Source organism: Leifsonia shinshuensis, from assembly GCF_031456835.1.
Lineage (GTDB): Bacteria > Actinomycetota > Actinomycetes > Actinomycetales > Microbacteriaceae > Leifsonia > Leifsonia shinshuensis_C.
In genome coordinates this window covers 2,911,418-2,937,163 of sequence record NZ_JAVDVK010000001.1, presented here as the reverse complement: position 1 = coordinate 2,937,163, position 25,746 = coordinate 2,911,418, and the positions used below count along the sequence as shown (strand labels likewise).

26 protein-coding genes are annotated in these 25,746 nt (G+C 71.6%); 14 read left to right on the top strand and 12 right to left on the bottom strand.

The window, feature by feature from the left end; translation table 11 throughout:
- Nucleotides 1-65: 65 nt before the first annotated feature.
- The 4 genes from J2W45_RS14315 to J2W45_RS14300 all read right to left on the bottom strand — a co-directional run bounded on the left by J2W45_RS14315 (nucleotide 66) and on the right by J2W45_RS14300 (nucleotide 3,787).
- Complete coding sequence (locus tag J2W45_RS14315) at nucleotides 66-1,115, bottom strand: lipoate--protein ligase family protein (protein WP_310133085.1); 1,050 nt, start codon at nucleotides 1,113-1,115, stop codon at nucleotides 66-68.
- Between the two features lie 33 nt (nucleotides 1,116-1,148).
- Nucleotides 1,149-1,370, bottom strand: a complete 222-nt coding sequence (locus J2W45_RS14310) for a hypothetical protein (protein WP_310133083.1) — start codon at nucleotides 1,368-1,370, stop codon at nucleotides 1,149-1,151.
- A gap of 55 nt (nucleotides 1,371-1,425) precedes the next feature.
- A complete protein-coding gene (locus tag J2W45_RS14305; RefSeq protein WP_310133080.1) occupies nucleotides 1,426-2,778 on the bottom strand; it encodes an alpha/beta hydrolase in 1,353 nt (450 codons plus the stop codon).
- 133 nt (nucleotides 2,779-2,911) lie between these two features.
- On the bottom strand, nucleotides 2,912-3,787 hold the full coding sequence (locus tag J2W45_RS14300; RefSeq protein WP_310133079.1) for an alpha/beta hydrolase: 876 nt from the start codon (nucleotides 3,785-3,787) through the stop codon (nucleotides 2,912-2,914).
- A 74-nt stretch (nucleotides 3,788-3,861) separates the two neighbouring features.
- On the opposite strand from J2W45_RS14300, the gene J2W45_RS14295 reads away from it, so the two are divergent.
- From J2W45_RS14295 to J2W45_RS14260, 8 genes are all read left to right on the top strand, one after another.
- Nucleotides 3,862-4,293, top strand: a complete 432-nt coding sequence (locus J2W45_RS14295; protein ID WP_310133077.1) for a MarR family winged helix-turn-helix transcriptional regulator — start codon at nucleotides 3,862-3,864, stop codon at nucleotides 4,291-4,293.
- Nucleotides 4,294-4,298: 5 nt separating this feature from the next.
- Entirely contained in the window at nucleotides 4,299-5,597 is a 1,299-nt protein-coding gene (locus J2W45_RS14290) for an MFS transporter (RefSeq protein WP_310135048.1), read from the top strand.
- A 23-nt stretch (nucleotides 5,598-5,620) separates the two neighbouring features.
- The gene (pip, locus tag J2W45_RS14285; RefSeq protein WP_310133075.1) at nucleotides 5,621-6,568 is read left to right on the top strand and encodes a prolyl aminopeptidase; all 948 of its coding nucleotides are present in this window, start codon (nucleotides 5,621-5,623) and stop codon (nucleotides 6,566-6,568) included.
- Nucleotides 6,569-6,579: 11 nt separating this feature from the next.
- Complete coding sequence (locus J2W45_RS14280) at nucleotides 6,580-7,227, top strand: nucleoside/nucleotide kinase family protein (protein ID WP_310135044.1); 648 nt, start codon at nucleotides 6,580-6,582, stop codon at nucleotides 7,225-7,227.
- Nucleotides 7,228-7,236: 9 nt separating this feature from the next.
- Nucleotides 7,237-7,494 (top strand): glutaredoxin family protein, encoded by a 258-nt coding sequence (locus tag J2W45_RS14275; protein ID WP_310133073.1) that lies wholly within the window; start codon nucleotides 7,237-7,239, stop codon nucleotides 7,492-7,494.
- A 45-nt stretch (nucleotides 7,495-7,539) separates the two neighbouring features.
- Complete coding sequence (locus tag J2W45_RS14270; protein WP_310133069.1) at nucleotides 7,540-8,331, top strand: alpha/beta hydrolase; 792 nt, start codon at nucleotides 7,540-7,542, stop codon at nucleotides 8,329-8,331.
- 76 nt (nucleotides 8,332-8,407) lie between these two features.
- Nucleotides 8,408-9,379, top strand: a complete 972-nt coding sequence (locus J2W45_RS14265; protein ID WP_310133066.1) for an aldo/keto reductase — start codon at nucleotides 8,408-8,410, stop codon at nucleotides 9,377-9,379.
- A gap of 31 nt (nucleotides 9,380-9,410) precedes the next feature.
- Nucleotides 9,411-10,271: an aldo/keto reductase gene (locus J2W45_RS14260; protein ID WP_310133064.1), complete on the top strand. Its 861-nt coding sequence runs from the start codon at nucleotides 9,411-9,413 to the stop codon at nucleotides 10,269-10,271.
- A 13-nt stretch (nucleotides 10,272-10,284) separates the two neighbouring features.
- On the opposite strand, the gene J2W45_RS14255 is transcribed toward J2W45_RS14260, so the two are convergent.
- The 5 genes from J2W45_RS14255 to J2W45_RS14235 are packed head-to-tail and all read right to left on the bottom strand — an operon-like array spanning nucleotide 10,285 to nucleotide 14,598.
- Nucleotides 10,285-11,151 carry a LysR family transcriptional regulator gene (locus J2W45_RS14255; protein WP_310133063.1) on the bottom strand — a complete coding sequence of 289 codons (867 nt, stop codon included), beginning with the start codon at nucleotides 11,149-11,151 and terminating at the stop codon, nucleotides 10,285-10,287.
- Nucleotides 11,152-11,211: 60 nt separating this feature from the next.
- Nucleotides 11,212-11,922, bottom strand: coding sequence for a winged helix-turn-helix transcriptional regulator (locus J2W45_RS14250; protein WP_310133060.1), 711 nt, complete (start codon nucleotides 11,920-11,922; stop codon nucleotides 11,212-11,214).
- 9 nt (nucleotides 11,923-11,931) lie between these two features.
- Nucleotides 11,932-12,387: a VOC family protein gene (locus tag J2W45_RS14245; RefSeq protein ID WP_310133057.1), complete on the bottom strand. Its 456-nt coding sequence runs from the start codon at nucleotides 12,385-12,387 to the stop codon at nucleotides 11,932-11,934.
- 57 nt (nucleotides 12,388-12,444) lie between these two features.
- Nucleotides 12,445-13,101 (bottom strand): MOSC domain-containing protein, encoded by a 657-nt coding sequence (locus tag J2W45_RS14240; protein ID WP_310133054.1) that lies wholly within the window; start codon nucleotides 13,099-13,101, stop codon nucleotides 12,445-12,447.
- A 12-nt stretch (nucleotides 13,102-13,113) separates the two neighbouring features.
- Nucleotides 13,114-14,598, bottom strand: coding sequence for a peptide MFS transporter (locus J2W45_RS14235; protein WP_396427092.1), 1,485 nt, complete (start codon nucleotides 14,596-14,598; stop codon nucleotides 13,114-13,116).
- 114 nt (nucleotides 14,599-14,712) lie between these two features.
- Between J2W45_RS14235 and J2W45_RS14230 the strand changes: the two genes are divergently transcribed.
- From J2W45_RS14230 to J2W45_RS14215, 4 genes are all read left to right on the top strand, one after another.
- Complete coding sequence (locus J2W45_RS14230) at nucleotides 14,713-15,150, top strand: Lrp/AsnC family transcriptional regulator (RefSeq protein WP_018189220.1); 438 nt, start codon at nucleotides 14,713-14,715, stop codon at nucleotides 15,148-15,150.
- A 50-nt stretch (nucleotides 15,151-15,200) separates the two neighbouring features.
- Nucleotides 15,201-15,626 (top strand): SRPBCC family protein, encoded by a 426-nt coding sequence (locus tag J2W45_RS14225; RefSeq protein WP_310133049.1) that lies wholly within the window; start codon nucleotides 15,201-15,203, stop codon nucleotides 15,624-15,626.
- 88 nt (nucleotides 15,627-15,714) lie between these two features.
- Complete coding sequence (locus tag J2W45_RS14220; RefSeq protein ID WP_310133048.1) at nucleotides 15,715-16,452, top strand: response regulator transcription factor; 738 nt, start codon at nucleotides 15,715-15,717, stop codon at nucleotides 16,450-16,452.
- The gene (locus J2W45_RS14215; protein WP_310133045.1) at nucleotides 16,449-17,873 is read left to right on the top strand and encodes a sensor histidine kinase; all 1,425 of its coding nucleotides are present in this window, start codon (nucleotides 16,449-16,451) and stop codon (nucleotides 17,871-17,873) included. Before J2W45_RS14220 ends, J2W45_RS14215 begins: the two co-directional genes overlap by 4 nt.
- A gap of 38 nt (nucleotides 17,874-17,911) precedes the next feature.
- Here the strand turns inward: J2W45_RS14215 and J2W45_RS14210 are convergent, their stop codons facing one another.
- A complete protein-coding gene (locus J2W45_RS14210; RefSeq protein WP_310133044.1) occupies nucleotides 17,912-18,745 on the bottom strand; it encodes an aldo/keto reductase in 834 nt (277 codons plus the stop codon).
- A gap of 5 nt (nucleotides 18,746-18,750) precedes the next feature.
- Nucleotides 18,751-22,383 (bottom strand): bifunctional proline dehydrogenase/L-glutamate gamma-semialdehyde dehydrogenase, encoded by a 3,633-nt coding sequence (locus J2W45_RS14205; protein WP_310133041.1) that lies wholly within the window; start codon nucleotides 22,381-22,383, stop codon nucleotides 18,751-18,753.
- Nucleotides 22,384-22,466: 83 nt separating this feature from the next.
- Here J2W45_RS14205 and J2W45_RS14200 point away from each other — a divergent pair, with 83 nt between their 5' ends.
- Together J2W45_RS14200 and J2W45_RS14195 are read left to right on the top strand one after the other, a co-directional pair.
- Nucleotides 22,467-24,056: a phytoene desaturase family protein gene (locus J2W45_RS14200; RefSeq protein ID WP_310133039.1), complete on the top strand. Its 1,590-nt coding sequence runs from the start codon at nucleotides 22,467-22,469 to the stop codon at nucleotides 24,054-24,056.
- A gap of 85 nt (nucleotides 24,057-24,141) precedes the next feature.
- A complete protein-coding gene (locus tag J2W45_RS14195) occupies nucleotides 24,142-24,690 on the top strand; it encodes an SRPBCC domain-containing protein (protein WP_310133038.1) in 549 nt (182 codons plus the stop codon).
- 69 nt (nucleotides 24,691-24,759) lie between these two features.
- On the opposite strand, the gene J2W45_RS14190 is transcribed toward J2W45_RS14195, so the two are convergent.
- Nucleotides 24,760-25,725, bottom strand: a complete 966-nt coding sequence (locus tag J2W45_RS14190) for a DNA-3-methyladenine glycosylase family protein (RefSeq protein ID WP_310133035.1) — start codon at nucleotides 25,723-25,725, stop codon at nucleotides 24,760-24,762.
- Nucleotides 25,726-25,746 lie beyond the last annotated feature (21 nt).

The following is a 25,746-nucleotide window of genomic DNA, read 5'->3' as shown; positions in this document are numbered from 1 at the left end:
AAGGGTACCGGAGCACCTGTGCGGTTCCTGGACAGTGACCGCCACCACGCAGGGGCGAGACCGCGTCAGGGAACGCGGTACAGCCACTCCTCGGTGGCGAACTTGTCGGCCACCAGCTGCTCCGCCGCCGCGTACTCGGCGTCGGTGAGGTCGCCGTCGGTCGCGCCGTACAGGTTCCGGAACGTCAGCTTCATCTGCTCGATGATCTCGGCGCGGCTGAGGCCGGTCTGGCTGCGGAGCGGGTCGACGCGCTTGGCGGCGCTGGTGATGCCCTTGTCGCTGATCTTCTCGCGGCCGATGCGCAGCACCTCGGTCATCTTCTGGCCGTCCATGTCGTAGCTCATGGTGACGTGGTGCAGCACGGCGCCGGAGCCGAGCCGCTTCTGGGCGGCCCCGCCGATCTTGCCGGACGGGCTGGTGATGTCGTTGAGCGGCTGGTACACGGCGTCGATGCCGAGCGACTTGAGCGCGATGATCGCCCACTCGTCGAGGAACGCGTAGCTGTCGGCGAAGCTCATGCCCTGCACGAGGTCGGCCGGCGCGTAGATCGAGTAGGTGACGACCGAGCCGGCCTCCATGAACATGGCCCCGCCGCCGGAGATGCGGCGGACCACCTGGATGCCGTACTTCTCCGCGTTGTCGGGGTCGACCTCGTTCTTGACCGACTGGAAGCTGCCGATGACGACGGCCGGCTCGTCCCACTCCCAGATGCGGAGGGTCGGACCGCGCCGCCCCTCGCCGACCTCGGTGGCGAGCACCTCGTCGAGTGCCAGGTGCATCTGCGGCGAGACGGCCTTGGCGTGCACGATCTGCCAGTCGTAGTCGCGCCAGCTCGTCGCCTTGGCGAGAGCGCGCCGGACGGTCACGGCGACGGCCTCCGGGGAGAAGCCGAGGAGCGTCGCGCCTTCGGGGAGCGCCTCTTTGACGGCGGCGGCGATGGTCTTGGCGTCGGCCTCCGCGGGCAGTCCGTTCACCGCGGCGTCGATGGCGTCCAGCGCGGAGTCCGGCTCGAGGAAGAAGTCTCCGGCGAGCTGGAAGTCCGAGATCCTCCCGTCGACCACCTCCAGGTCGACGACGACGAGCTTGCCACCAGGGACCTTGTACTCACCATGCATGGCATCAGCCTACGTCCGCCGGGCGGACGGGTGTCAGCTCGGCGGAGTGCCCGCTCCCCCGGTTGGGTTGCCCCACTCGTCGAGCTGCTTGCCGGGGCGGCGGGCGAGCGTGACGCCGAGTCCCGCGATCAGGAGCACGAGCAGCAGCGCGAGGATGATGAAGATCGCGGTCAGGACTTCGGCATGGTTGTTGACGGTGGCCGGATTGTCGATCGGCGCGAAGCGCGCAAGCCCGAGTGCGGCGTACGAGAGCATGGTGACCTCCTCGCGTCCAGTGTCCGGGCGGAGGCCACGGCACGATAGACAGTGGTCAGTACAGCGGTGGCCGGCCCGTCCGCTGTTCTCCGGAGTCCCGGAGGTGCGAAAGGGCCCGCGTCGCGTTCGGCGTGGTGGCGGATGCGGTGTTGAGCAGGGCCTCGGTGCCCGCATCGAGATAGCCGAAGTTCTGCCGGTGCTCGATGAAGCGCCGCGCACGCTCCCCGAGGTCGCGGATCTTCGCCCACAGCGACGAGTCGATGTCGTCGTTCCAGGCGGAGTGCAGGATGGGCGCGTGGCCCGTGACCGCACGGAGTCCGGCCGCGCCGTCGCAGCCGAACACGGTCGCTCCGAAGGCGGGCGCCCGTGGGTCCGTGCGCGAGAACCGGCCGAGCGAGGCCTGCGGGTCCTTCGACGACTCGCCCGCGTAGACGGCGCGGGCGTGCAGGGCCTGCGCCCCGCCGACGGCCGTCTCGATCCCGGCCGAACCGAGGAAGACCACCGATTCGACACCCAGGTCGTCGGCCGCGAGCGCGTCGCCGACCAGCGTGGTGCCGTAGGAGTGACCGACGACGTTCACCGTCACCGCCTCCCGGTCTGCCGGCCGCACCGCGCGGAAGGCCTGGAGGTCGCGCACCAGGTGCGGTGCCCCGCGTTCGGCGTAGAACCCGCGTGCCGCCTCGATGCTGGGCGGCGGAGGTGGAGGCAGGTAGCCCATCCACGCGACGACCGCCCGCTTCTTCGGGGCGCCGACCGAGCCTTGGGCGGCATAGAGGTTCTGCGCCGCCAGAGTCCACAGCGGCATGTCCGTCGTGTACGTGCCCATCCCCGGTACCTGCCAGGTGACGTTCTCCGCGGTGTCGAGGTTGCCGACGCTGATCGCCGCCAGCGGCGGCTGGTCCGCGGTCAGTGTGATGAGCTGGCGGCGCGGCTTGGCCGGCTTGAGGGCCTTCGCGATCGCCTCGTAGGCCGCCAGCGTCTGCGCGACCGTGGCATCCGTCGGCGACGTGCGCAGGCGCTGGCGCGTGAGCGCCGTGCGGATCTCCAGCGCCCTCCGATTGAGCGTGTCCCGGAGGCTGTAAGGCAGCCCGTCCAGATTGCCGGCGACGGGCGGAAGGGTGTCGCGGATCTCCTTCTGCCCCGCCGGACCAGCCTCCGTCCACATCTGCGCCACCTCGGCAGGAGTCGATTCCCGCAGAGACGTCAGCCACAGCTCGAAGTCGGGGTCCGGATGCGCCCCCAGACCCTCGGCGCTCAGGGCGCTCTCGGATGCCTCCACCCCCGGCGCGGCGTGCGGCGGCGTGAAGATGGCGATGCCGACTATCGACAGGGCTGCGAGCGCGAACGCGAAGGCGCGCCGCACCATCCGCGCTCCGCGACGGGCGGATCGTCGCGCTGCTGCCGCCATGACGTCTCGCTCCCCTGAGGGGCGCCCAGCACATCGCGCGCCGACCGTCGGCGCAGGCACCCGCAGGTTAAGACGTCGCCGCGGGCCGGTCGTGACGCCGGCCGGTCGTGACGCACTGCGACCGGACGGACGCTCAGCTCCGGCTCGGGAAGCGCTCCACCAGCCACTCGGTGAGATCGGCGAAGACCTCCGCGCGATTGGTCTCGTTGAAGATCTCGTGGCGCGCACCCTCGTAGACGATGGTGGTCACGTCGCTGAGCCCGGACCGGTTGCGGTACGCCCGCTCGAGCTTCCGGGCGCTCACCGGTCCGCCGAGCGGATCGTCGGAGCCCACCTGGATCAGCACGGGGAGGTCGTGCGCGAGGTGCCGCGACGGGCGCCCCAGCAGTCTCGCGGCGTCGGCCATCCCGAACAGCTTCTGCAGCGGTGTCAGCGTGGTGAGCGGGTCGTCGATGAAGGCCTGCGCCACCGCAGGGTCGCGGCTCAGCCACTCCGCGCCCGTGGTGCCGAGGTGGGCGTGGCGCTTGTTGAGGTCGCCGCCGTTCATCGAGCCGAGCATCCGGTAGGCCGTGCCGGAGAGCACCACCGCGTCGTATTCGTCGCTGTGCCGGTTCAGCAGCAGCTGCCCGATGAGCGACCCCCAGCTGTGGCCGACGTAGGCCAGCGGCAGCCCGGGGTTCTCGTCGCGGATGAGGTCGCTGAACGCGTGGACGTCCTTCACGGCGGCACGCAGTCCCCCGGGGCCGAGGCGCCCGAGGCGGCTGGCGTCGCCCTTCCACTGCTCCATGCCGGTGCGTCCGTGGCCGAGGTGGTCGTCGGCGTAGACGAGGAAGCCGACGGCCGCGAGGTGCGCGCCGAGGTCGCGGTAGCGCCCCGCGTGCTCGCCGACGCCGTGGGCGAGCTGCACCGCTGCCGCGGGCCGCGACCCCTCGGGCGGCGGCGCGTACACGTCGAAGTGGATGCGGACGCCGGCTTCGCCCTCGAAGGTCCGGTCCTGTTGGGTCTGCACGCGCTCATTCTGTCGCACGCGGCACGATGCGAGGGGGTTTAGTTAGCGCATCTAATTTGTTAGGCTAACTATGCATGAACGGACGAGTCTCAACCCACGACCTGAGCAGCGTCCTCCGCATCGCGGTGGCGCGCCTCTCCCGCCGCCTCCGCGCCGAGAAGGAGGACGACGAGCTGAGCGACTCCCAGACCGCCACGCTCGGCTATCTGGTGCGCGAGGGATCCGGCACGATCGGCCGTCTCAGCGAGGTCGAGCGCGTCAAGCCGCCGTCCATGAACCGCACGGTGAACCGTCTCGAGGCGGCCGGCTACGTCGAGCGCACCTCCGACGCCGCCGACGGCCGCAAGGTGATCGTCGTCCCGACCGACCGCGGCGTCCAGCTGGTCGCCGAGACCCGCCGGCGCCGCGACGCCTGGCTGCACCAGCGGCTCGAGAGCCTCAGCCTCGAGCAGCGCGAGACGCTGGCGTCCGCCGCGAAGATCATGCGGGAGCTCGCCGACTCGTGAGTTCCATGTTCCGCTCCCTCGCCGGGGTCAACTACCGGATCTGGGCGGCCGGTGCGATCGTCTCCAACGTCGGCACGTGGATGCAGCGCACCGCCCAGGACTGGATCGTCCTGACCCAGCTCACCCACAACAACGCGTCCGCCGTCGGCTTCGTGATGGCGCTGCAGTTCGGCCCGCAGCTGCTCCTGCTGCCGGTGACCGGATGGGCGGCCGACCACCTCGACCGGCGCAAGCTCCTGATGGCCACGCAGGGTGCGATGGGCCTGCTCGGTCTCGGGCTCGGCATCCTGACCGTCACGGGGATGGTGCAGCTGTGGCACGTCTACCTCTTCGCGCTGCTGCTCGGCGTCGTTGCCGCGTTCGACGCCCCGGCCCGGCAGACGTTCGTCTCCGAGCTGGTCGCCGGGCCGAACCTGTCGAACGCCGTGGCCCTCAACTCCGCCTCGTTCAACGCCGCCCGGCTGATCGGGCCGGCGGTCGCGGGCCTGCTGACGGCGGCGGTCGGCGCAGGATGGGTCTTCCTCATCAATGCGGCCACCTTCGGGGCGGTTCTGCTGTCGCTCGCCATGCTGCGCCGTGAGCAGCTGTACCGGGCGGAACGCGCGAAGCGCACGCGCGGCGGACTGATCGACGGGTTCCGCTACGTGCGGCGGCGCCCCGACATCCTGGTGATCCTGGTCATGGTCTTCCTGATCGGCACCTTCGGGCTCAACTTCCCGATCTTCATCTCGACCATGTCGGTGACCGTCTTCCACCAGGGCGCGGGCGAGTACGGCCTCCTCTCGTCGATCATGGCGGTCGGGTCCGTGGTCGGCGCCCTGCTATCCGCTCGTCGCGACCGCCCGCGGGTCTCCCTGCTGTTCGCCGGTGCCGCCTTCTTCGGCTTCGGCTGCGCGCTGGCCGCGGTGATGCCGACCTACTGGCTGTTCGCCCTGGCGCTGATCGTGATCGGCGTCTCGTCGCAGACGCTGATGACCACGGCCAACGGAACGGTGCAGATGACGACCGACCCGCTGCTGCGCGGCCGGGTGATGGCCATCTACATGGCGATCTTCATGGGCGGAACCCCGGTCGGCGCGCCGATCGTCGGCTGGGTCGCCGACACCTTCGGACCGCGCTGGGCGATGGGCGTCGGCGCCGCCAGCGGATTCGCCGCCGCGCTGGTCGGCGTCTTCTACCTCATCCGGTACCGGGGCCTCCGCGTCCGCTTCGCCGGCATCAAGCCGAGCTTCGTGCTCGCCCCGCGCGAGGTCGTGCGCGAGGAGCTGGTGGAGACCGAGGCGACGGTCACGCGCACGTCCTGACGCCGGTGCGATACGGTGCGGGAGTGTTCCCTGTCATCGAACCCTTTGCGCACGGGTGGGTGGAGAACCCCGACGGCGACAGCATCTACTGGGAGACGAGCGGCAACCCGGACGGCATCCCGGTGCTCTGGCTGCACGGCGGCCCCGGCTCCGGGCTGGCAACGGGTGGTTACCGCACGCGCTACGACCCCGAGCGGTTCCTGCTGGTGGGGATCGACCAGCGCGGGTGCGGACGCAGCACCCCGTCCGTCGCCGACGCGCCTGAGCGGCTCGCGCGCAATACGACCGGCGGCCTCATCGCCGACATCGAGCTGGTGCGGGAGCGGGTGGGCGTCGACCGCTGGATCGTGACGGGCGCCTCCTGGGGGTCGACCCTCGCCCTCGCGTACGCGCTCGAGCACCCCGGCCGAGTCCGCTCGATCGTGCTCGGCGCGGTGACCACGACCGGCCGCGACGAGGTGACCTGGCTCACGGAGACCATGGGCCGGCTCTTCCCCGAGGCGTGGGAGGCCTTCGAGGCCGCCTCCGGGCGCCGCCCTGGAGAGCGCGTGGTCGAGGCTTATGCGCGCATCCTGGCAAGCGGCACTCCGGAGGAGCGGATGCGCGCGGCGGACGCCTGGGACGCGTGGGAGTCGACGCACGTGTCGCTGGACCCGAACGTCGTACCCGGCCCGATGCGCGAGGACCCCGTCCAGCGGCTGGTGTCCGGCACCCTGGTCACGCACTACTGGGCGAACGACGCGTTCCTCCCCGGCGATCGCGCCATCCTGAAGCGGGTCTCCGAGTTGGCCGCCATCCCGGCCGTGCTGATCCACGGCCGCCACGACGTCAGCGGCCCGGTCGTCACGCCGTGGCTGCTCCACCGCGAGTGGCCCGCGAGCCGTCTGATCGTCATCGAGGGCGAGGGACACTGGGGCCCGCAGGTCTCCGAGACGGTGTCCCGGGCGATCACCGAGATGGGCGACGCGTGACCGACGACGGGATGGAGACGCTCATCCGGCGCGCCCTGGCCTTGGCTCCCGCCGACGGCCGGGTCGTGCTGGGCATCGCGGGGAGCCCCGGCTCGGGCAAGACCACTCTGGCCCGCACGGTCGCCGCCGGCGTGAACCGGCTGGCCGGCGCCGGGACCGCGGTGCACCTGCCCATGGACGGCTTCCACCTGGCGAACGCGACGCTGGACGCGCTCGGCCGCCACGACCGCAAGGGTGCGATCGACACGTTCGACGGCTGGGGATTCGCCGCACTCCTGGAGCGCGTGCTGGCCGAGCGGACGAACCCGGTCTACGCGCCCTCCTTCGAGCGCACCGTCGATGAGCCGGTCGCCGGCGCCATCCCGATCCCGCCCGGAACCCGGCTGGTCGTCGCCGAGGGCAACTACCTGCTGGTCGACCAGGACCCGTGGTCCCGCATCCCCGCCCTCCTCGCCGAGAGCTGGTTCGTGGCGACACCGGAGGACGAGCGGATGCGGCGCCTGGTCGACCGTCACACGCGGCACGGGCGCACTCCGGAGGCCGCGGCCGCGTGGGCGCGCGACGTCGACGGCGCGAACGCCGTGGTGATCGAGGCGTCGCGACCTCGCGCCACACTGGTCGTCGACGGCACCACCGGTCTCCCAGGCAGCCCGGCATAGCCTGGTGGTATGACCGCCCCGACCGAGTCCTTCGACCGCCTGACCGTCTTCGGCGCCGACTGGTGCCGCGACTGCATCCGCTCCAAGTCCCTCCTCGACCGCCTCGGCGCCGACTACGAGTACATCGACCTGGTCGCGCGCCCGGAGGAGGCGGACCGCGCCCAGCGGATCAGCGGCCGCACGAACATCCCCGTCGTGGTCTTCCCCGACGGCCGCCATTTCGTCGAGCCGACCGACCAGGAGCTCGAGGCCGCGCTCCGCGGCTGAGCTCGGCTGCTGGCTGGCTCCCCCGCGAGGTGGGATGCTGGCCGCATGACCGATCCCGACGTCGCGCAGCTGCGTGCCGGGGCCCACGAGCGCGCCCTGAGCCGGCCCCGCGTGCCGTTCGACGGTGCCGTCGAGGATGCGGCGGGGGGCGTCCCGAGCCGCCGCTACCGACCCGCGAGGGCCGCGCATCCGGAGGTCGTCGTCGTCTTCCTGCACGGCGGGTACGGCATCCTCGGCGACCTCGAACTGCAGGACGGCTACTGCCGCCGCATCGCGCAGACGCTCGGGGTCGGCGTGCTGTCCGTCGCCTACCGACTGGCCCCGGAGGCCACGATCGCCGAGTCCGCCGCCGACGCGGTCGCCGCGGTGCGGACGATGCGCGATGAGGGCGCCCGCCGGGTCCTGCTCTGGGGCGACTCGGCCGGAGGCGCCGTGGCCCTGGCAGCGGCGCGTCCCTCCACGGCCGATGCGCTGGTCCTGAGCAACCCGAACGTGGATCTGAGCCTGTCGCGGTACGACGACGCCGCGCCCGGCGGGCCCGGCCGCGAGCTGTCGGAGTGGGCGTTCCTCCGCTGGACGCGCTCCGCGCGGCTCTCCGACGCCCCGGATCTCGCCGCGGACGCCGCCGGACTGCCGCCCGTGTTCGTCGCCGTCGGCTCGGAGGACTCCTTGCTGCCGGACGCCCGGCACCTCGTCGAGCGCTGCGCCGCCGCCGGCGTCCCCGCGACGCTGCGCGTGGTGGACGGCGCCGCGCACGGGTTCATGGGCAGCCCGGACGACCCGGTGGTCGAAACGGTGATCCGGGAGGCATCGGCCGTCGTGCTGGGCTCGTCCTGATTGATCGCCCAGGCCGCGCAATCCCATCCATATCACCTGTTGGACAACTGACTCCGCCTGGCGGAGAGTGGCGGTCATGGAGTACACACACCTGGGCCGCTCCGGCCTGAAGGTCTCGCGCCTCGTCCTCGGCACGATGAACTTCGGACCGCAGACGACCGAAGAGGATTCCCACCGGATCATGGATGCGGCGCACGACGCCGGCATCAACTACTTCGACACCGCCAACGTCTACGGCCAGCACAAGGGCCGTGGCGCCACCGAGACGATCGTCGGCAATTGGTTCGCCCAGGGAGGCGGCCGGCGCCAGAAGACGGTCATCGCGACGAAGCTGTACGGCGACATGGGCGACTGGCCGAACGAGAACCGCCTGTCGGCCCTCAACATCCGCCGCGCCCTCGACGCCAGCCTCAAGCGGCTGCAGACGGACTACATCGACATCTACCAGTTCCACCACGTCGACCGGGACACCCCCTGGGACGAGATCTGGCAGGGCATCGAGACCGCGATCGCGCAGGGCAAGATCCTGTACGCCGGCTCCAGCAACTTCGCGGGCTGGCACATCGCGACCGCCCAGGCGGAGGCGCGCAGGCGCAACCTGCTCGGCCTGGTCAGCGAGCAGTCGATCTACAACCTGCTCACCCGCCAGATCGAGCTGGAGGTGCTGCCCGCCGCCCAGGCCAACGGCGTCGGCGTGATCGCCTGGTCGCCGCTGCACGGCGGGCTGCTCGGCGGCGTCGTCCGCAAGCAGAACGAGGGCAAGCGCCGCCTGGAGGGCCGCGCCGCGGAGACGCTGGAGAAGCACCGCGACGCCATCGAGGCGTACGAGGACTTCGCCGCCGAGCTCGGCCACGAGCCGGGCGACCTCGCGCTCGCCTGGCTCCTCACCCGCCCCGGCGTCACGGGGCCGATCATCGGCCCGCGCACGCAGGAGCAGCTCGACGGGGGTCTGCGCGCCCTCGAGATCACGCTCGACGACGCCGCCCTCGCGCGGCTCGACGAGATCTTCCCGGGCCACAAGACGGCCCCCGAGGACTACGCCTGGTGACCCCGGGCATCCACCACACGGAAGGACAGCAGTGAAGACTCGTACCATCGGCGACGTCGAGGTCTCGGCAATCGGCCTGGGCGGCATGCCCATGTCGATCGAGGGCCGCCCCGACCGGGAACGTTCGATCAAGACCATCCACGCCGCGCTCGACGAGGGCATCACCTTCATCGACACCGCGGACGCGTACCACCTGGAGGCCGGCGAGGTCGGCCACAACGAGGAGCTGATCGCGGAGGCGCTGCGCAGCTGGGACGGCGACGCCTCAGCCGTGCTGGTCGCCACGAAGGGCGGCCACCTCCGCCCCGGCGACGGCTCGTGGACGCTGAACGGGCACCCGGACTACATCAAGCAGGCGGCGCGGGAGTCGCTGCGCCGGCTCGGCGGCGACGCGATCGGGCTCTACCAGTTCCACCGTCCGGACCCCGAGGTCCCGTACGCCGACTCGGTCGGCGCCGTCCGCGACCTGCTCGACGAGGGCATCATCCGCATGGCGGGCATCTCGAACGCGAACCCGGACCAGATCCGCGAGGCCCAGGACATCCTGGGCGGACGGCTGGTGTCGGTGCAGAACCAGTTCTCGCCGGCCTTCCGGTCGAGCGAGCCGGAGCTGCGGCTCGCCGACGAGCTCGGCATCGCGTTCCTGCCGTGGAGCCCGCTCGGCGGCATCTCCTCCGCGGGCGAGCTCGGCAGCCGGTTCGAGCCGTTCAAGGACGTGGCGGACGCCCGCGGCATCAGCCCGCAGGTCGTCGCCCTGGCCTGGCACCTGGCGCAGAGCCCGCACGCCATCCCGATCCCCGGCTCGTCGCGTCCGGAGACCATCCGCGACTCGGTGACCGCGGTGGATGTGGAGCTCACGCCCGAGGAGCTGCAGGCGCTGAACGCGGCCTGAGCCGCACCGCCGGTCAGTCCGGCTCGAGCTGCGTCAGGAAAGCGGACGCGGCCGGGCTGGGCTGATCGGCGACCGCCACGGCGACGCTCCAGGCCGGGGCGTCCTGCAGGCGGACCGCGCGGAGTGCCTCGGGCCGCTTGCGCGCAAAGCTCGCGGGGACGACCGCCACCCCGAGGTTGTAGCCGACGAGGTCGAGCAGCGGATGCACGTCGTTGACCTCCATCGCCGCCCGATAGTCGAACCCGGCCGCGGCGAACGCCCGCCGGGTGAGCGACTGGGCGGCCCAGCCCTCCTGGAAGCCGACCAGGGGCTCGCCCCGGAGCCGCTCGAGGGGGATCGATTCCTCCGCGGCGAACGGATGCTCCGGGTGGCAGAGCACGAGCATCTCCTGCGTGCTCAGCGGCCGCAGCACCACCCCCGCCGGCGTGTGGCCGGTGTCGACCACCAGGGCGACGTCGGCACGGCCGCCGGCCACATCCTCCACCAGCTCCTCCGAGCCGGAGTAGCGCAGCCGCACCTCGACGCCCGGGTTCGCGGTCCGGAACGCGGCGAGCTCGGCGGGCAGATCGACGGAGCCCAGGCACGGCTCCGCGCCGATCGTCAGCCGTCCGCTGAGCAGACCGCGCACGGCGGCGACCGCGTTCCGCGCCGCGGCGGCGCTCGCCAGCGTGCGGACCGAGTCCGCGAGCAGCGCCTGGCCGGCGGCGGTCAGCTCCACGCGCCGGGTGCTCCGGACGAAGAGGGAGGTGCCCAGCTCCTGCTCGAGCGAGCGGATGGACGCGGACAGGCCCGACTGCGAGATGCGCAAAAGCTCGGCGGCGCGGGTGAAGTGGCGCTCCTCGGCGACGGCGACGAAGTGCTGGAGTTGGCGGAGTTCCATTCAGCGATCGTACTGCTCAATCGCCGTCGGCCCACATCCAGCAGCGATGTTGCCCGTCAGCTACGCGGCGGAGGCCGCCGGGGCGACCTCCTCGCCGGGGATCGTGTCGAAACGGAAGGTCCGGCGGAACCGGTCCACGAGTTCCGGCCCGCCCGCGAGCACGTCCAGGTGCGGCATCCCGTCGCCGAGGAGCGCGCCGAGTTCGTCGCGCTCGAGCTGGAACTCCACGACATCCACGGGAGGCGGCAGGTCGACCCGCCGCTGCGGCTGCGGCAGCGCGTCCGGCCCCACGTCCAGCACGTCGAGCACGCGCCCCGCGACGAGGACGCTGACGGAGGCGTCCCCGACGTGGATGAGGTACTCGGTGGCGGGCAGCGTCTCCGCCTCCTCCACGCGGAACGCAGCGCGCAGCGTCACACCCAGGGCGTCGGTCGTGAGCACGTCCCCCTCGGCGCCCTCCTCGGGCACCGCCCAGCCCCAGCGTTCGAGCGCCAGCACCACCGGCTCGAGCTCGCGCCCGAGGGCGGTCAGCTCGTACCCGCCGCGGACCGTCGGCACGCGACGGATGACCCCGGACTGCTGCAGCTCCTTGAGCCGGTCGCTCAGGATGTTCGTGGGGATGCGCGGGAGCCCCGCCTTCAGATCGCTGTAGCGTCGCGCGCCGGCGAGCAGGTCGCGGACGATGAGCAGTGCCCACCGTTCGCCGACCCGCTCGACCGCGCGCGCCACTCCCCCGGACTGGCCGAAGCCCCGTGGTGACCGTGCCGCCATGCGCGGCCGTCAGGCCTGGGCGGGAACGTCGGCGCCCTGCCCGGTCATGTACGCCTCCGGCCCCTTCTCGGCGGCTTCCGGCGCCATCCAGAGGTAGGACAGGTTGTTGCCGTCCGGGTCCTCGAGGTCGCGGGAGTACATGAAGCCGTAGTCCTGCGCGGGGCGCGGCTCGTTGCCGCCCGCCTCGATGCCCTTCGCGACGATCGCGTCCACGCCCTCGCGGGAGTCGGCGCTCAGGGCGATCGATGCCCCGGCCTGGCTGTGCGGGTCGATGATCTGCTTGTCGGTGAAGGTGGCGTAGAACTCGCGGGTCTGCACCATGAAGTAGATGGTGTCGCTGAGCACGACGCAGGCCGCGTTCTCGTCGGTGAAGAGCGGGTTGATCGTGTAGCCGAGCGCCTCGTAGAACGCCTTGGAGCGGTCGAGGTCGGCCGTCGGGATGTTGACGAAGATGTTGGTGGCCATGATGTCCTCCTGTGGATGATCCGGTGTCGGAATACGCCTAGCTTGCTCTTTGCAAGTTCACTTGTCAAGAACAAGTAAACCGCGTTTGCGAAGCGAGGCGATCGCCTCTCGCATCTCCCGCGCCAGCCGCACCCGGCCATCCGCCTCCGCGGCCTCCAGCGCGAGCGTCTGGGCGGCATCCGCACCCGAGAACCAGGACGCGACCGTCACCCCGTGGCCCGGCCGCGACACGACCCTCACGGCGTCGCCCGCGCCCACGCTGCCCGACTTGACCACCGAGAGGTAGGCGCCGGGCCGGCCCTCCTCGGTGAAGCGCTTCACCCACTGCGGCTCGCGCATCCGGCGCTGGAACGTCGCGCAGGGCTCGCGCGGGCACGTCACCTCCACGATCAGCTCGTCGCCGATCGCCCAGCGCTCCCCGATCTCGGCGCCGTTCACGTCGAGGCCGGCGGTGCGCAGGTTCTCGCCGAACAGTCCCGCCGGGATCGGCCGGTCCAGCTTCCCGGCCCAGACCGCCGCATCCTCCTCGGCGTAGGCGTAGAGCGCCTTCGACGGGCCGCCGTGGTGCTTCCGGTCCGCCTGCACGTCGCCGAAGAGCCCGAGCCGCCGCACCCGCAGGCGCCGGTTCGCGGGCCGCTTGTCGATGGCGGTGACGCCGATCCCGGAATCGGGAAGCAGCTGCTCCACCCGGCACACCGCGAGAATCTCTGCCATCGGCCCAGTATGTCAGCGCACCCCGCGCATCATCCGCAGAACCCAGGGGCTGATCACGGCGAGCAGGATGCCGATGACCACGGCCACGCCGCCGATGATGCTGAAGTAGACGCCCTCCGTCTCCGGCTTGTACAGCTTGGCGAGCTGCCCCGCCATCGCCGTGCCGAGCGCCACCGACAGGAAGTACAGCGCCACCATCTGCGCCTGGAACGAGCGTGGTGCGAGCTTCGTGGAGGCGGATAGCCCGACCGGCGAGATGAGCAGCTCCGCGATCGTGAAGACGAGGAGGATGCCGACCATCGCGAGCAGCGGCGTGCTGTTCTTGCCGCCGCCCGCCCAGAACAGGAAGAGGAAGAACGCGAGGCCCATCACTACGGTTCCCGCCGCGAACTTGATCGGGGTCGACGGCTGCTTCTCGCCCCACTTCGTCCAGATCGCGGCGAAGACACCGGACAGCAGGATGATGAAGATCGGGTTGATGGACTGCACCCACGAGACCGGGAACTCCCACCCGAAGAGGTCGCGGTTCAGCCGCTCGTCGGAGTAGATGGTCACCACGGTGAACTGCTGCTGGTAGAGCGACCAGAACGCCGCGTTCGTGATGAACAGCGGGATGAAGGCGAGGATGCGGCTGCGCTCGTCGCTGTTCAGCAGCCGCGAGGACAGGATCACGACGAAGTAGGCGATGGCGGCGACGATCGTGACGCCGATCACCCAGAGCGCCAGGTTGAAGGCGTTGATGACGTGCGTGAGCACCAGGACGACGATCACGATGATCCCGGCCACCCCGATCCCGATGACCAGCGGGTAGCGGCGGCGCTCCAGCGGGTTCGGGACATGGCGGGATGCGTCGGGCAGTCGCTTCCGGCCCAGCGAGTACTGGATGAGGCCGATCGCCATGCCGACCGCGGCGAGCGCGAAGCCCCAGTGGAAGCCGAGCGTCGTCTGCAGCAGCCCGGTCAGCAGCGGCCCGAAGAAGGCGCCGAGGTTGATGCCGAGGTAGAAGAGGGAGAAGCCGGCGTCGCGCCGCGGGTCCTTCTCCTCGTAGAGCGTCCCGACGATGCGGGTCGCGTTCGCCTTGAGTCCGCCGCTGCCGAGGGCGACGAACAGCAGGCCGACGAGCACACCGGCGACTCCGGGGATGAGGGCGAGCGAGATGTGCCCGGCCATGATGACCACGGCGCTCCAGAACAGCACCCGCTCGGAGCCGAACAGGCGGTCCGCGAGCCACGCACCCAGGATGGTGGCCAGGTAGACCGCGCCACCGTACGCGCCCACCACGCCCGCGGCGGTGGGCTGATCGATCCCGAGGCCGCCGCGCTCCACCGAGTAGTAGAGGTAGATGAGCAGGATGCCCTGCATGCCGTAGAAGGAGAAGCGCTCCCACATCTCGACGCCGAAGATGTTGGCGAGCGCCCGCGGCTGCCCGAAGAAGCCGTGGCTCGCGTCGTCGTCGCGGCGGGCCGGCGCGGTGTCGGTTTCGCTCATGGCGCCCATGCTCCCACCGTCGGCGCGGCTTCGAAACGCGGCAGATGGCGAGACATTGCGTCGATGCGCACAATTCGGTCACATCCTTGACGCAGACGCAACGATCCGCCATAAACTCGGCCCGTGGACAACCTCGATCGCAGCATCCTCGACCTCCTGCGCCAGAACGCGCGTGCCGGCTACGGCGACATCGGCTCGGTGGTGGGGCTCTCCGCCTCCGCCGTGAAGCGTCGCGTCGACCGGCTGGTCGCCGACGGGGTGATCCGCGGGTTCACCATCCAGGTCGACCCGGCGATCGACGGCATGAGCACCGAGGCGTACGTGGAGCTGTTCTGCCGCGGGACGGTGTCCCCCGAGGAGCTGCTGCGCATCCTCTCCGCGGTGCCCGAGGTCGTGGACGCCGGCACCGTGACCGGCAGCGCGGACGCGATCGTCCACATCCGCTCCCGCGACATCCCGAGCCTCGAAGCCGCTCTCGAGAAGGTGCGGCTGGCGCCGAACGTCGACCACACGCGGAGCGCGATCGTGCTCTCCCGGCTCATCAACCGCGGCAACGCCTGACTGTCGCGAATCTTCAAGACGTCCGGCCCCGACCGGACGAGAGTGGCGGCATGAGCACGACAGCACGGGCCGACATCCGCATCGACGCCTCCCGCGAGCGCCTCTGGCAGGCGCTCACGGACCCGGACACGATCTCGCGGTTCCTCTTCGGCAGCCGCGTCGAGACCGACTGGCGTCCGGGCAGCCCGATCGTCTACCACGGCGAGTGGGAGGGCAAGCCCTACGAGGACAAGGGCGTGATCCTCGAGATCGAGCCGGAGGACCGCCTCGTCACCAGCTACTACAGCCCGCTCAGCGGGAAGCCGGACGTCCCCGACAGCTACCAGACCGTGTCGTACCTGCTCACCGACGACGGCGCGGCGACGCGCGTGACGATCACGCAGGACGGCTGCGCCGACGAGGCGGACGCCGAGCGGATGGCCGCCAACTGGGGCGCCGTGCTCGAGAGCCTCAAGAGCGTCGTCGAAGAGCGCTGAGCGCGGCCTGCGAGAACCTTCAGAGCCGCCGGGTCCCGTCGCGCCGCCATCCGAGCGGCGACACGGCCAACAGTGGCACGATGGGCGCATGAAGCTGCTCGTTGTCGAAGACGATCCGGACATGGGCGGCCTCGTCCAGCGCGGCCTCGCCGCCGAGGGCTACGAGGTCACCCTGGTCAACAACGGCGTCGACGCTCTGATCGCCCTCCGTGGCGACACGTTCTCCGCCGCCGCGATCGACGTGATGCTGCCCGGGATGAGCGGATTCGAGCTGTGCCGTCACATCCGTGAGGCGTCCAACCCGATGCCGATCCTCCTTCTCACCGCCCGCGACGCCATCGAGGACCGCGTCCACGGGCTCGACTCCGGCGCCGACGACTACCTGACCAAGCCGTTCGCGTTCGCCGAGCTGGCGGCGCGCGTCCGGGCCCTGCTGCGCCGCGAGCCGACCGGGATGCGCCCCCAGGTGACGGTCGGACGCCTCACCATCGACTCGCACGAGCACCAGGCGCTCGTCGCCGGGCACGAGATGCCGTTGAGCCGGCGGGAGTTCACCCTCCTGCGCCTGTTCGCGACGAACCCGGACAAGACGCTCTCCCGCGCGGACATCCTGGAGTCGGTCTGGGGGACGACCGAGAACATCGGCACCAACGTGATCGACCAGTACGTGTCGTACCTGCGGAAGAAGCTGGACGCGGCCGGCGCCGGGCTCTCCATCGTGACCGAGCGCGGGCGCGGCTACCGCCTCGACGCCCGCAACGCGGCCGACCCGAAGAGGACAGCGGGCGCCGACGCGGCCGCTCACGACGGCGCATCGACTCCGTGAATCGCCTGCGGCGCCTGTCGATCTCGGCGCGCATCACGATCGGCAGTCTGGTCGTCGCCGCCCTGTTCGCCCTGCTCGCGGTCGTCGTCATCCGGATCGGTGTGTCGTCGATCCTCCACAACGCCACCCTCACCCTCCTCCACAACGACGTCACCGCTCCCGTGGAGGGGCTCCCGACGAACCCGGACGGTCCGTTCGACCTCCCGGGCGGCGGTCAGGAGCTGGCCGTCGTGTCCTCGGACGGCAGCATCCTCGCCTCCACCATGCCCGAGGGGCTCGAAGACCGGATCGGCCGGCTGATCAGCCAGGGAGACGGCGCGCACGACGTCGAGGCGGGCGGCGAGCACTACCTCGTGCTCACGCGGAGCGTCGCCACCTCCGACGGCGTGCGGTACGTGCTGGCGGCCCGGAACAGCGAGACGACGGACCTGCTGCTCGACCGCCTCACCGCTGCGCTCCTCGTCGGCGCGGGCGTGCTGATCTTCGCGTTCGGCGGCGCCTCCTGGCTGCTGGCGCGCACGGCGCTGCGCCCGGTGAGCCGGATGCGCGAGCAGGCGGACCGAATCGCCGCCTCGACGCCCGACGAGGCGGGCCTCCTGCCGGTCGGCCCCGCGCAGGACGAGCTGTCCGAGCTGGCGACGACCCTGAACGACCTCATCCTGCGCCTGCGCGCGTCGGCGGACCGGGAGCGGCAGATGGTGTCGGATGCGAGCCACGAGCTCCGGACGCCGCTGGCCGTGCTCCGCGGACAGCTGGAGCTGGCCGAGCTGGATGCGGGCGACGCCGACGCTCTGCTGCAGGACATCCGCTCATCCCACGCCACGGCCATCCGTCTCGCGCAGCTGGCGAACAACCTGCTCGAGCTGTCGCGCATCGAGGCGGGACCGTCGAGCGGGCGCATCGACTGGCGGACGCTCGTGGACGAGCTGACCGACGCGATCGACCGCGCCCGGCTGCTCGTGAGCAGCGACGACGACGCCACCGGGATCTCCGTCGACTTCGAATACGACCCGCGGCGCCGCCCGGACGCGGGCGCGCGCGTTGCGTTGTCGCCCACGGACTTCGGCCGCATCCTGGACAACCTGCTCGGCAACGCGATCACGGCGATCCGCTCGTCGGACGGCGATCACGCGGAGGCGACGGTGACCGCGTCGCTCGCCCTGTCGGCGGAGGCGCAGGGCGCCGAGTCGGTGGTGCTCACCGTCCGGGACTCCGGCCCGGGGATGCCGGAGGCGTTCATCCCGGTCGCGCTCGACCGCTTCACCCGCGCGGACGGCGCGCGCACCGGCCAGTCGGGCGGTGGACTGGGTCTCGCGATCGTCGGCGCGCTGGCGGGGGCGGCGGGCGGCAGCGTGGAGTTGCGGAACGCGGAGCCCTCGGGGCTGACCGTGACGGTCACGCTGCCGCTGCTGCGGGACTGAAGGTCGGTCTCCCGGTCCCCCGGCCTCCCGGCCCCCGGTCAGTGACCTGTGTGATCGGAGTCGACGCCCGCGTCCGGGCCCTCGTCGAGCCGGTCGAGCTGGGACAGATCGTCGGCGTCGAGCTCGAAGTCGAACACCGCGAGGTTCTCGGCCATGCGCTCGGGATTGCGCGACTTCGGGATGGCGACCAGCCCGTTCTGCACGTGCCAGCGCAGGACGATCTGGCTGGGGGTGCGCCCGTGCTTCGCGGCCAGGTCGGCGAGGACCGGCTCGGCCAGCAGGTCGCCGCTTCCGCCGATCGGGCTCCACGACTCGGTCACGATGTCGTGCTCGCTGTCGTAGGCGCGCTGCTCCCGCCGCGGGATCGCCGGGCTGAGCTGGATCTGGTTGACCGCGGGGGCGACGCCCGTCTCGGCGAGGAGACGGTCGATGTGCGCCGGCTTGAAGTTGGAGACACCGATCGCGCGCGCCTTGCCCGCCTCTCGGAGCCGGATGAACGTCTCCCAGGTGGACACGTACTGGTCGCGCTGCGGGAGGGGCCAGTGGATGAGCAGCAGGTCCACGTAGTCGAGCCCCAGCCGCTGCAGGCTCGCGTCCAGACCCGCCACAGCGCGGTCGTCGCCCTGGTAGTTGCCGTCGAGCTTCGTCGTCACGAACCATTCGTCGCGCGGGACACCGCTCGCGGCGACTCCGCGACCGACGCCGACCTCGTTGCCGTACTTGGCGGCGGTGTCGACGTGGCGGTAGCCGATGCCGGCAGCGGCCACGACCGCCTGCTCCACCTCGGCGTCGTCGAGCGGCCACGTGCCGAGACCGAGCTGCGGGATGCTGCCGCCACCGGCCAGCGGGAGGGAGGGGATCGAACTCGTCATGCCTGTCACCCTACGCGCGACTCGATGACCCCGTCCGACAGTGTCGTCGGGTTGCCGAACCGGTGGTTGGTGATCGAGATCGCCTGCTCGTGGAGGAACGTCAGCACCTCGACCCGCCCCGACGGCGTGACCGGACCGTGGTAGACCGCGACGTCCGGCGTTCCGCCCAGGGCGGCCGCGAGCGCCGCGGGGTCGCCGCCGATGAGGCGGATGCGGTGAGCGGTGATCCGGCGGCCGCGCACCCGCGACAGCCAGTGCGCATCCGACTCGACGGTCACCTCGACCTCCCGTTCGCGCAGCAGGGCGAGCATCCGCTTGGGCAGAGCTGCCGGCGTGCTGACCGTGAACGGCGAGCGCGCGACCGTCGCCGCCGCCATGACCCGCAGCAGCTCGGGCAGCGAGCTGCCCTCCGACAACCGGATCGCCACCGGGACCGGGCGATACCGGAACAGGTTCCGCTCGACCCCGAGCTCCGAGACGTCCTTCACCCGGTGGTATTCGGTGGCCACCGCGATCGCGTCGCTGAGCGCGGAACGCCGCACGAGGTCGAACGACGGGTAGTCCATCGACGACTGCCCCGATTCGATCAGGTCCGAGACGCGCGGTTCGAGCCCGCGCAGGTGCAGGCTCGAGCTGGAGCTGCCCGCCTCCGGCACCCACGAGCCGAGCCCGATCAGGTAGTTCGGCCCTCCGGCCTTGGCGCCGGCGCCGACCGACGACCGCTTCCACCCGCCGAACGGCTGACGGCGCACGATCGCGCCGGTGATGCCGCGGTTCACGTAGAGGTTGCCCGCCTCGGCGGTGTCGAGCCAGTGCGCGAGCTCCTCGGCGTCGAGCGAGTGGAGCCCGGCCGTCAGCCCGTACTCGACGGCGTTCTGGTACCGGATCGCCTCGTCGAGGTTGCGCGCGGTCATGATGCCGAGAACGGGTCCGAAGAACTCCGTGAGATGGAAGTACGATCCCGGCGCCACGCCCGTCCGGATCCCCGGAGACCACAGCCGCCCCGAGCCGTCCAGGGGCTTCGGCTGGACGAGCCACTCCTCCCCGGCGCCCAGCGTGGTGAGTGCATGCAGCAGCTTGCCCGACGCCGGTTCGATGAGCGGGCCCATCTGGCTGGCCGGGTCCTGCGGGTATCCCACTCGCAGGCTCGTCGTCGCGTCGACGAGCTGATTGCGGAACCGCTCGGACGTTCCCACCGAACCGACCAGGATGACCAGGCTGGCGGCGGAGCACTTCTGTCCCGCATGCCCGAACGCGCTCCTGACGATGTCGGCGACGGCCAGGTCGTAGTCGGCGCTCGGCGTGACGATGATCGCGTTCTTGCCGCTCGTCTCTGCCAGCAGCGGAAGGTCCGGCCGCCACGACCGGAAGAGCCGCGCGGTGTCGTACGACCCGGTGAGGATGACTCGGTCGACGCGCGGGTCGGAGATGAGCTGCCGGCCGAGGTCGTTCTCGGCGACGTCGACCAGCGCCAGCACCTCGCGCGGGATGCCCGCCTCCCACAACGCCTCCACCATGACGGCGGCCGCGCGGCGCGCCTGGGGCGCCGGCTTGATGATCACGCCGCTTCCGGCGGCGAGCGCCGCCAGAACCGACCCGGCGGGGATCGCGACCGGGAAGTTCCAGGGCGGCGCGACGACGGTGAGGCGGGACGGCACGAACCGCGCGCCCTGCACCGCATCCAGCTCGCGTGCCCGCGTCGCGTAGTAGTGCGCGAAGTCGACGGCCTCGCTCACCTCGGGGTCGGCTTCGGCGATGGTCTTGCCGGTCTCCGCGGCCATGACCTCGATCAGGCGGTCGCGATTCGCTTCGAGGGCGTGGCCCGCGCGGTCGAGCAGCACCGCGCGGTCCTGCCCGGAGCGTGCGCCCCACGCGGCGCCGGCCTCGGAGACCGACTGAAGGATCCCATCCAGTCGCGACGCGTCGGTGATGACCGCGGCTTCGATGGTGTCGACGCCGATGCTGGTCGACTCCGCGCGGACGAGGATGCGCCGCCCCCAGCCGCGGTTGGCGGCCCGGGACGGATCGGTGTCCGGCGCGTTCCGGAAGGCGTCCGGCGCCCGCAGCTCGGCGCCCGCGGACCCGCGCGTCAAGCCGAGCACCACGCTCGTCAGCCCCTCGTCGCCGCCGGGAGCTGCGTCGGCCGCGGGAGGATGCGTGAACGACGGCGCCGAGGCGTCCTGCCACTCGCGCGTCCGGTCCTGCTGCCGGTTCGGGACAGGCGTCGCCCCGCGCTGCCGGTCCGCCTCGAACTCGGCGACCGACGCGAGGAACCGCTGCTTCTCGCGCTCGAACAGCGTGGGGTCGGATCCCAGCTCGAAGACCGCGGACATGAAGTTCTCCGGGCTGGCGTTCTCCTCCAGCCGGCGGATCAGGTAGGAGATCGCGACATCGAACTCGCGCGGGTCGACCACCGGCGTGTAGAGCACCAGGCGCCCGACCGTCCGGGTCACGACCTCCGCCTGCGCCGTCGCCATGCCCAGCAGCATCTCGAAGTCGATCCGGTCGGTCACCCCGCGGCGCGACGCGAGCAGCCAGGCGTACGCGATGTCGAACAGGTTGTGCCCGGCGACCCCGATCTTGACCGCATCCGCGTGCTCGGGGGTGAGCGCCCAGTCGAGCACCCGCTTGTAGTTGGCGTCGGTCGACTGCTTGCTCGAGTAGGTCGCCAGCGGCCAGTCGTGGATGGTGGCGTCGACCCGCTCCATCGCCAGGTTGGCGCCCTTCACCACGCGCACCTTGACCGGGGCCCCGCCCTGGATGCGGCGCTGCGTCGCCCACTCGGTGAGCGTCTGCAGCGCGTCCAGCGCGTCCGGCAGGTACGCCTGCAGCACGATCCCCGCCTCCAGCCCGAGGAACTCGGGCCGGCTGAGGATGCGCATGAACACCGCCATCGTCAGGTCGAGATCGCGGTACTCCTCCATGTCGAGGTTGATGAACTTCGGGGTCGGCGAAGCCGCCGCGAGCTCGTAGAGCGGCGTCAGGCGGTCGACGACCCGGTCGACGGTCTCGTCGAACGCCCACATCGACAGCTGCGAGGCGATCGAGGAGACCTTGATCGAGACGTAGTCGACGTCGTCGCGCGCGAGCAGCGTCCGCGTCCCGTCGAATCGCCGCAGCGCCTCCTTCTCGCCGAGCACCGCCTCGCCGAGCAGGTTGAGGTTGAGGCGCGAGCCGTGACCCGCCGGGTCACCCGGCTCGCGCAGGCGGGCGAGAGCGGGGCCGAGCTTGTCGGGCGTCGCGTCGACCACCAGGTGGCCGACCATCCGCCGGAGGACCAGTCGCGCCAGCGGGATGACCACCCACGGCAGCACCGGACCGAACACTCCGCCGAGCCAGATCGCGGCGCGCTGCCACCACGGAAGGAATCGCGGGATGCGCTTGGCGACCCGCTGCAGGTTGTAGCCGGCGACGAACAGGTCTTGCGGACGCGCGACGCCGTCGACGAAGCCGACCGCGAACTCCAGACCCTCGGGATCGCTCAGCACCCCCGCCAGCCGCTCGGCGGCGGGGTCCCGCCGCGCCGTGGAGCCGTCGGCTCCCCGCCCGCTCTCGGCGAGCCACCGTCGCACCAGCTCGACCGCCTCGTGAGCGATCGCCGCCGGGCGCGTGTCAGCGCCATCTGTTGCATCGACCATGGTGACGACACTATTACCCGGCCCCGAACGCTCCCGGAAGCGACCTGAAGATGTGGATAACTCATCGCGGCTAGAGTCGATCCATGACCGACCGCTCCACCTCGTCCTCCGCCGCGACGCACGACATCGTCATCGTCGGCGGCGGCCACAACGGCCTCACGGCGGCCGCTTACCTGGCCCGCGCGGGCAAGTCCGTCATCCTGCTCGAGCGCCTGGACGACGTCGGCGGCGCCGCGGTCAGCGCGCAGGCGTTCGCGGGTGTCGAGGCGCGCCTGTCGCGCTACTCCTACCTCGTGAGCCTGCTGCCGCAGCGCATCATCGACGACCTCGGGCTCGACATCCGCCTGGCCCGCCGGCGCTACTCCTCCTATACCCCTGTGCCCGGCGACCCCGCCGGCGCGGGTCTGCTGATCGACAACACCGACCACGCTGCCACCGCCGCCTCCTTCGCGCGCATCGGCGCGGCCGACGACGCCGCCGGGTTCGACTCCGTCTACCGCAGCACCGGCGAGTTCGCCGCGGCGCTGTGGCCGACGGTCACCGAGCCGCTGCTCACCCGGTCGGAGGCGCGCGCCCTGGTGGGCGACGACGAGCTCTGGGATGCGCTCATCGAGCGGCCGATCGGCGAGTTCATCGAGTCCCGCGTGCAAAGCGATCTCGTGCGCGGCGTCGTCGCGACCGACGCCCTGATCGGCACGTTCGCCAGCGTCTCGGACCCCGACCTGTCGCAGAACCGCTGCTTCCTCTACCACGTGATCGGCCAGGGGACGGGCGAGTGGGATGTGCCGGTCGGCGGCATGGGCGCGGTCACCGGCGAGCTCGCCCGCGTCGCCCGGGAGGCCGGAGCCCGGATCGTGACCGGCGCCGAGGTGACGCGCATCGACCCCGACGGCACGGTCGAGTATGTCCGCAACGGCCACGAACGGCGGGTCGAGGGCGCGACGGTCCTCGTCAACGTCGCCCCCGATGTGCTCGACGGCCTGCTCGGCGAGACGCCGGAGCCGCCGCGCGAGCGGGCGGAGGGCGCCCAGGTCAAGGTGAACCTCCTGCTCGAGCGCCTCCCCCGCCTCCGCGACGACGCCATCGACCCGGCCGCGGCCTTCGGCGGCACGTTCCACATCAACGAGACGTACAGCCAGCTCGAGGAGGCGTACGCCGGGATGACCCGCGGCGTCATGCCCGAGCTCCTCCCCTGCGAGATCTACTGCCACACCCTCGCCGACCCGAGCATCCTCGACCCCGAGCTGGCGGCGACCGGCGCGCAGACCCTGACGGTGTTCGGGCTGCACACCCCCGACCGATGGCTCACCGACGAGAACAACGACGCCACCCGGCAGCGGCTGCAGGATGCGGTGCTCGCGTCGCTCGACTCGGTTCTCGCCGAGCCGATCGAGAGCCTGCTGCTGACCGACGCGAACGGCAGGCCCTGCATCGAGACGAAGACGACGCGCGACCTGGAGCAGGCGCTGAACATGCCGGGAGGCAACATCTTCCACGGCCCGCTCTCCTGGCCGTTCGCCGAGGACGACGAACCGCTCGCCACCCCGGCCGAGCGGTGGGGCGTCGCCACCCGGCACCCGCGCATCCTGCTCTGCGGCTCCGGAGCCCGGCGCGGTGGAGCCGTCAGCGGCCTCGGCGGTCACAACGCCGCGATGGCCGTGCTCGAAGGCTGAGAGCTCTCGAAACCAGCCCTCTGCCGCTTCCGGGCCGGCGTGACTAGTGTGTGCATCACCAGAGGCTGAGCCGACGGAGGTCACCATGATGCCGCAGCCGACAGGACGACTCGTCCGCAAGGACGACGGGGTCTATCTCGTTCTCGATCGCATGTTCCGTGCGCCCATCGAGGAGGTGTGGACGTACTTCAGCCGGTCCCCCCGGCTGGCCGAGTGGCTGGGCGAGTACACCGGCTCCGGTTCGACCGGCGCGGTGAAGCTGCGCATGACGGCCGACGGCGACGACGCGGAGTGGCAGGACGTGACGGTCATGGAGTGCGCGGCGCCGCACCGGCTCCACGCGGACATCGGAGCAGCCGGGTCCTCCCATCGCATGTTCGTGCACCTGACCGAGGCGACGGGCCGCACCACGGTCACCGTCGGGCGGCGGCTGCGCTCGCTGACCGAGGAGGCCGACGCCGGGCCGCGCTGGGACTACTACCTCGACCGCCTGGTCGCCGCGCATGACCACAAGCCGGCTCCCGAGTGGAGCAGTTACGGTCCCGTGATGATGGACCACTACAAGTCGCTGTGCCGGGAGCTCGACCGCGACCTGCGCACCGACGCCGCCGCCGCGCGCGCCGGCCGCGCCTGACGCAGTCCACCGTGCCGACGCGCGCCCGGCCAGGGCGGCCCAAGCCGGCCGCCGCCCCACGCGCACGGCTCAATGCCAGCGGTGATCCTGCAGCGTTATCCGCGGACCGCGTCGCTGGAAGCGGAACCCGCTCGCCAGGATGAGCCGCACGACCCGCTGCCGGTGGCCGCGCCACGGCTCCAGCAGCTCCAGCATCCCCTCGTCGTCGACGCGGCTCCCGGTCAGCGCCTCGCCGACCTGGTGCGCGAGGTGGTAGTCGCCGACACTCACCAGGTCGGGATGCGCGTGGGAGCGCTGCAGCGTCTCCGCGGCCGTCCAGACCCCGACGCCCGGGATGGTCTTCAGCGCGGTCTCCGCCGCGGCGAGCGTTCCCGCGCGCTCCACGCCCCGCTCCAGCGAGGGTGCGACGGCGAGCACGGCCTGGACGGTGCGTGCCCGGCCCGGGTCGACACCTGCGCGATGCCATTCCCACGACGGGATCCCCCGCCACTGCTCCAGCGTCGGGACGACGCGCATGCCCTCGGGCGCAGGGCCGGGCGCCGGCTCGCCGTACCAGCGCAGCAGCCGCGCCCACGAGCGGTACGCCTCCAGGCTCGTCACACGCTGCTCGATGATCGCCGGGATGAGCGCCTCCAGCATTCGGCCGGTGCGAGCCAGGCGCAGACCGGGGTTGCGGTGGCGGCTGTCGCGCAGCAGGGGGTGGCCGCTCACGTCGAGGCCCGACCAGTCGTCGTCATGTCCCAGCAGACCCGGGACCGCGGCGATGGCCCACTCGGCGCCCGGCCCCCAGGCCGCTGCCGCGACGGAGCCGTCGGGCGACGGACGTTGGATGCGCAGCGTCGCCGCGCCGTGCGGGGTGCGCCACGTGCGCCACATCCCGCGCAGATCCCACGCGGTGGTGGGATCGTAGGGACCCCGGGCGAGCAGGGCGAGCGTGCCCGGCATGTCGAGAGGGCCGGACGGACGGTACACGGTCTCCGCGTCGGGCGCCGCGCCCCGCCCGGCGGCGCGGGGTGCGGGCAGGACGGCGGACATGCTGGAATGCTACGTCACGCG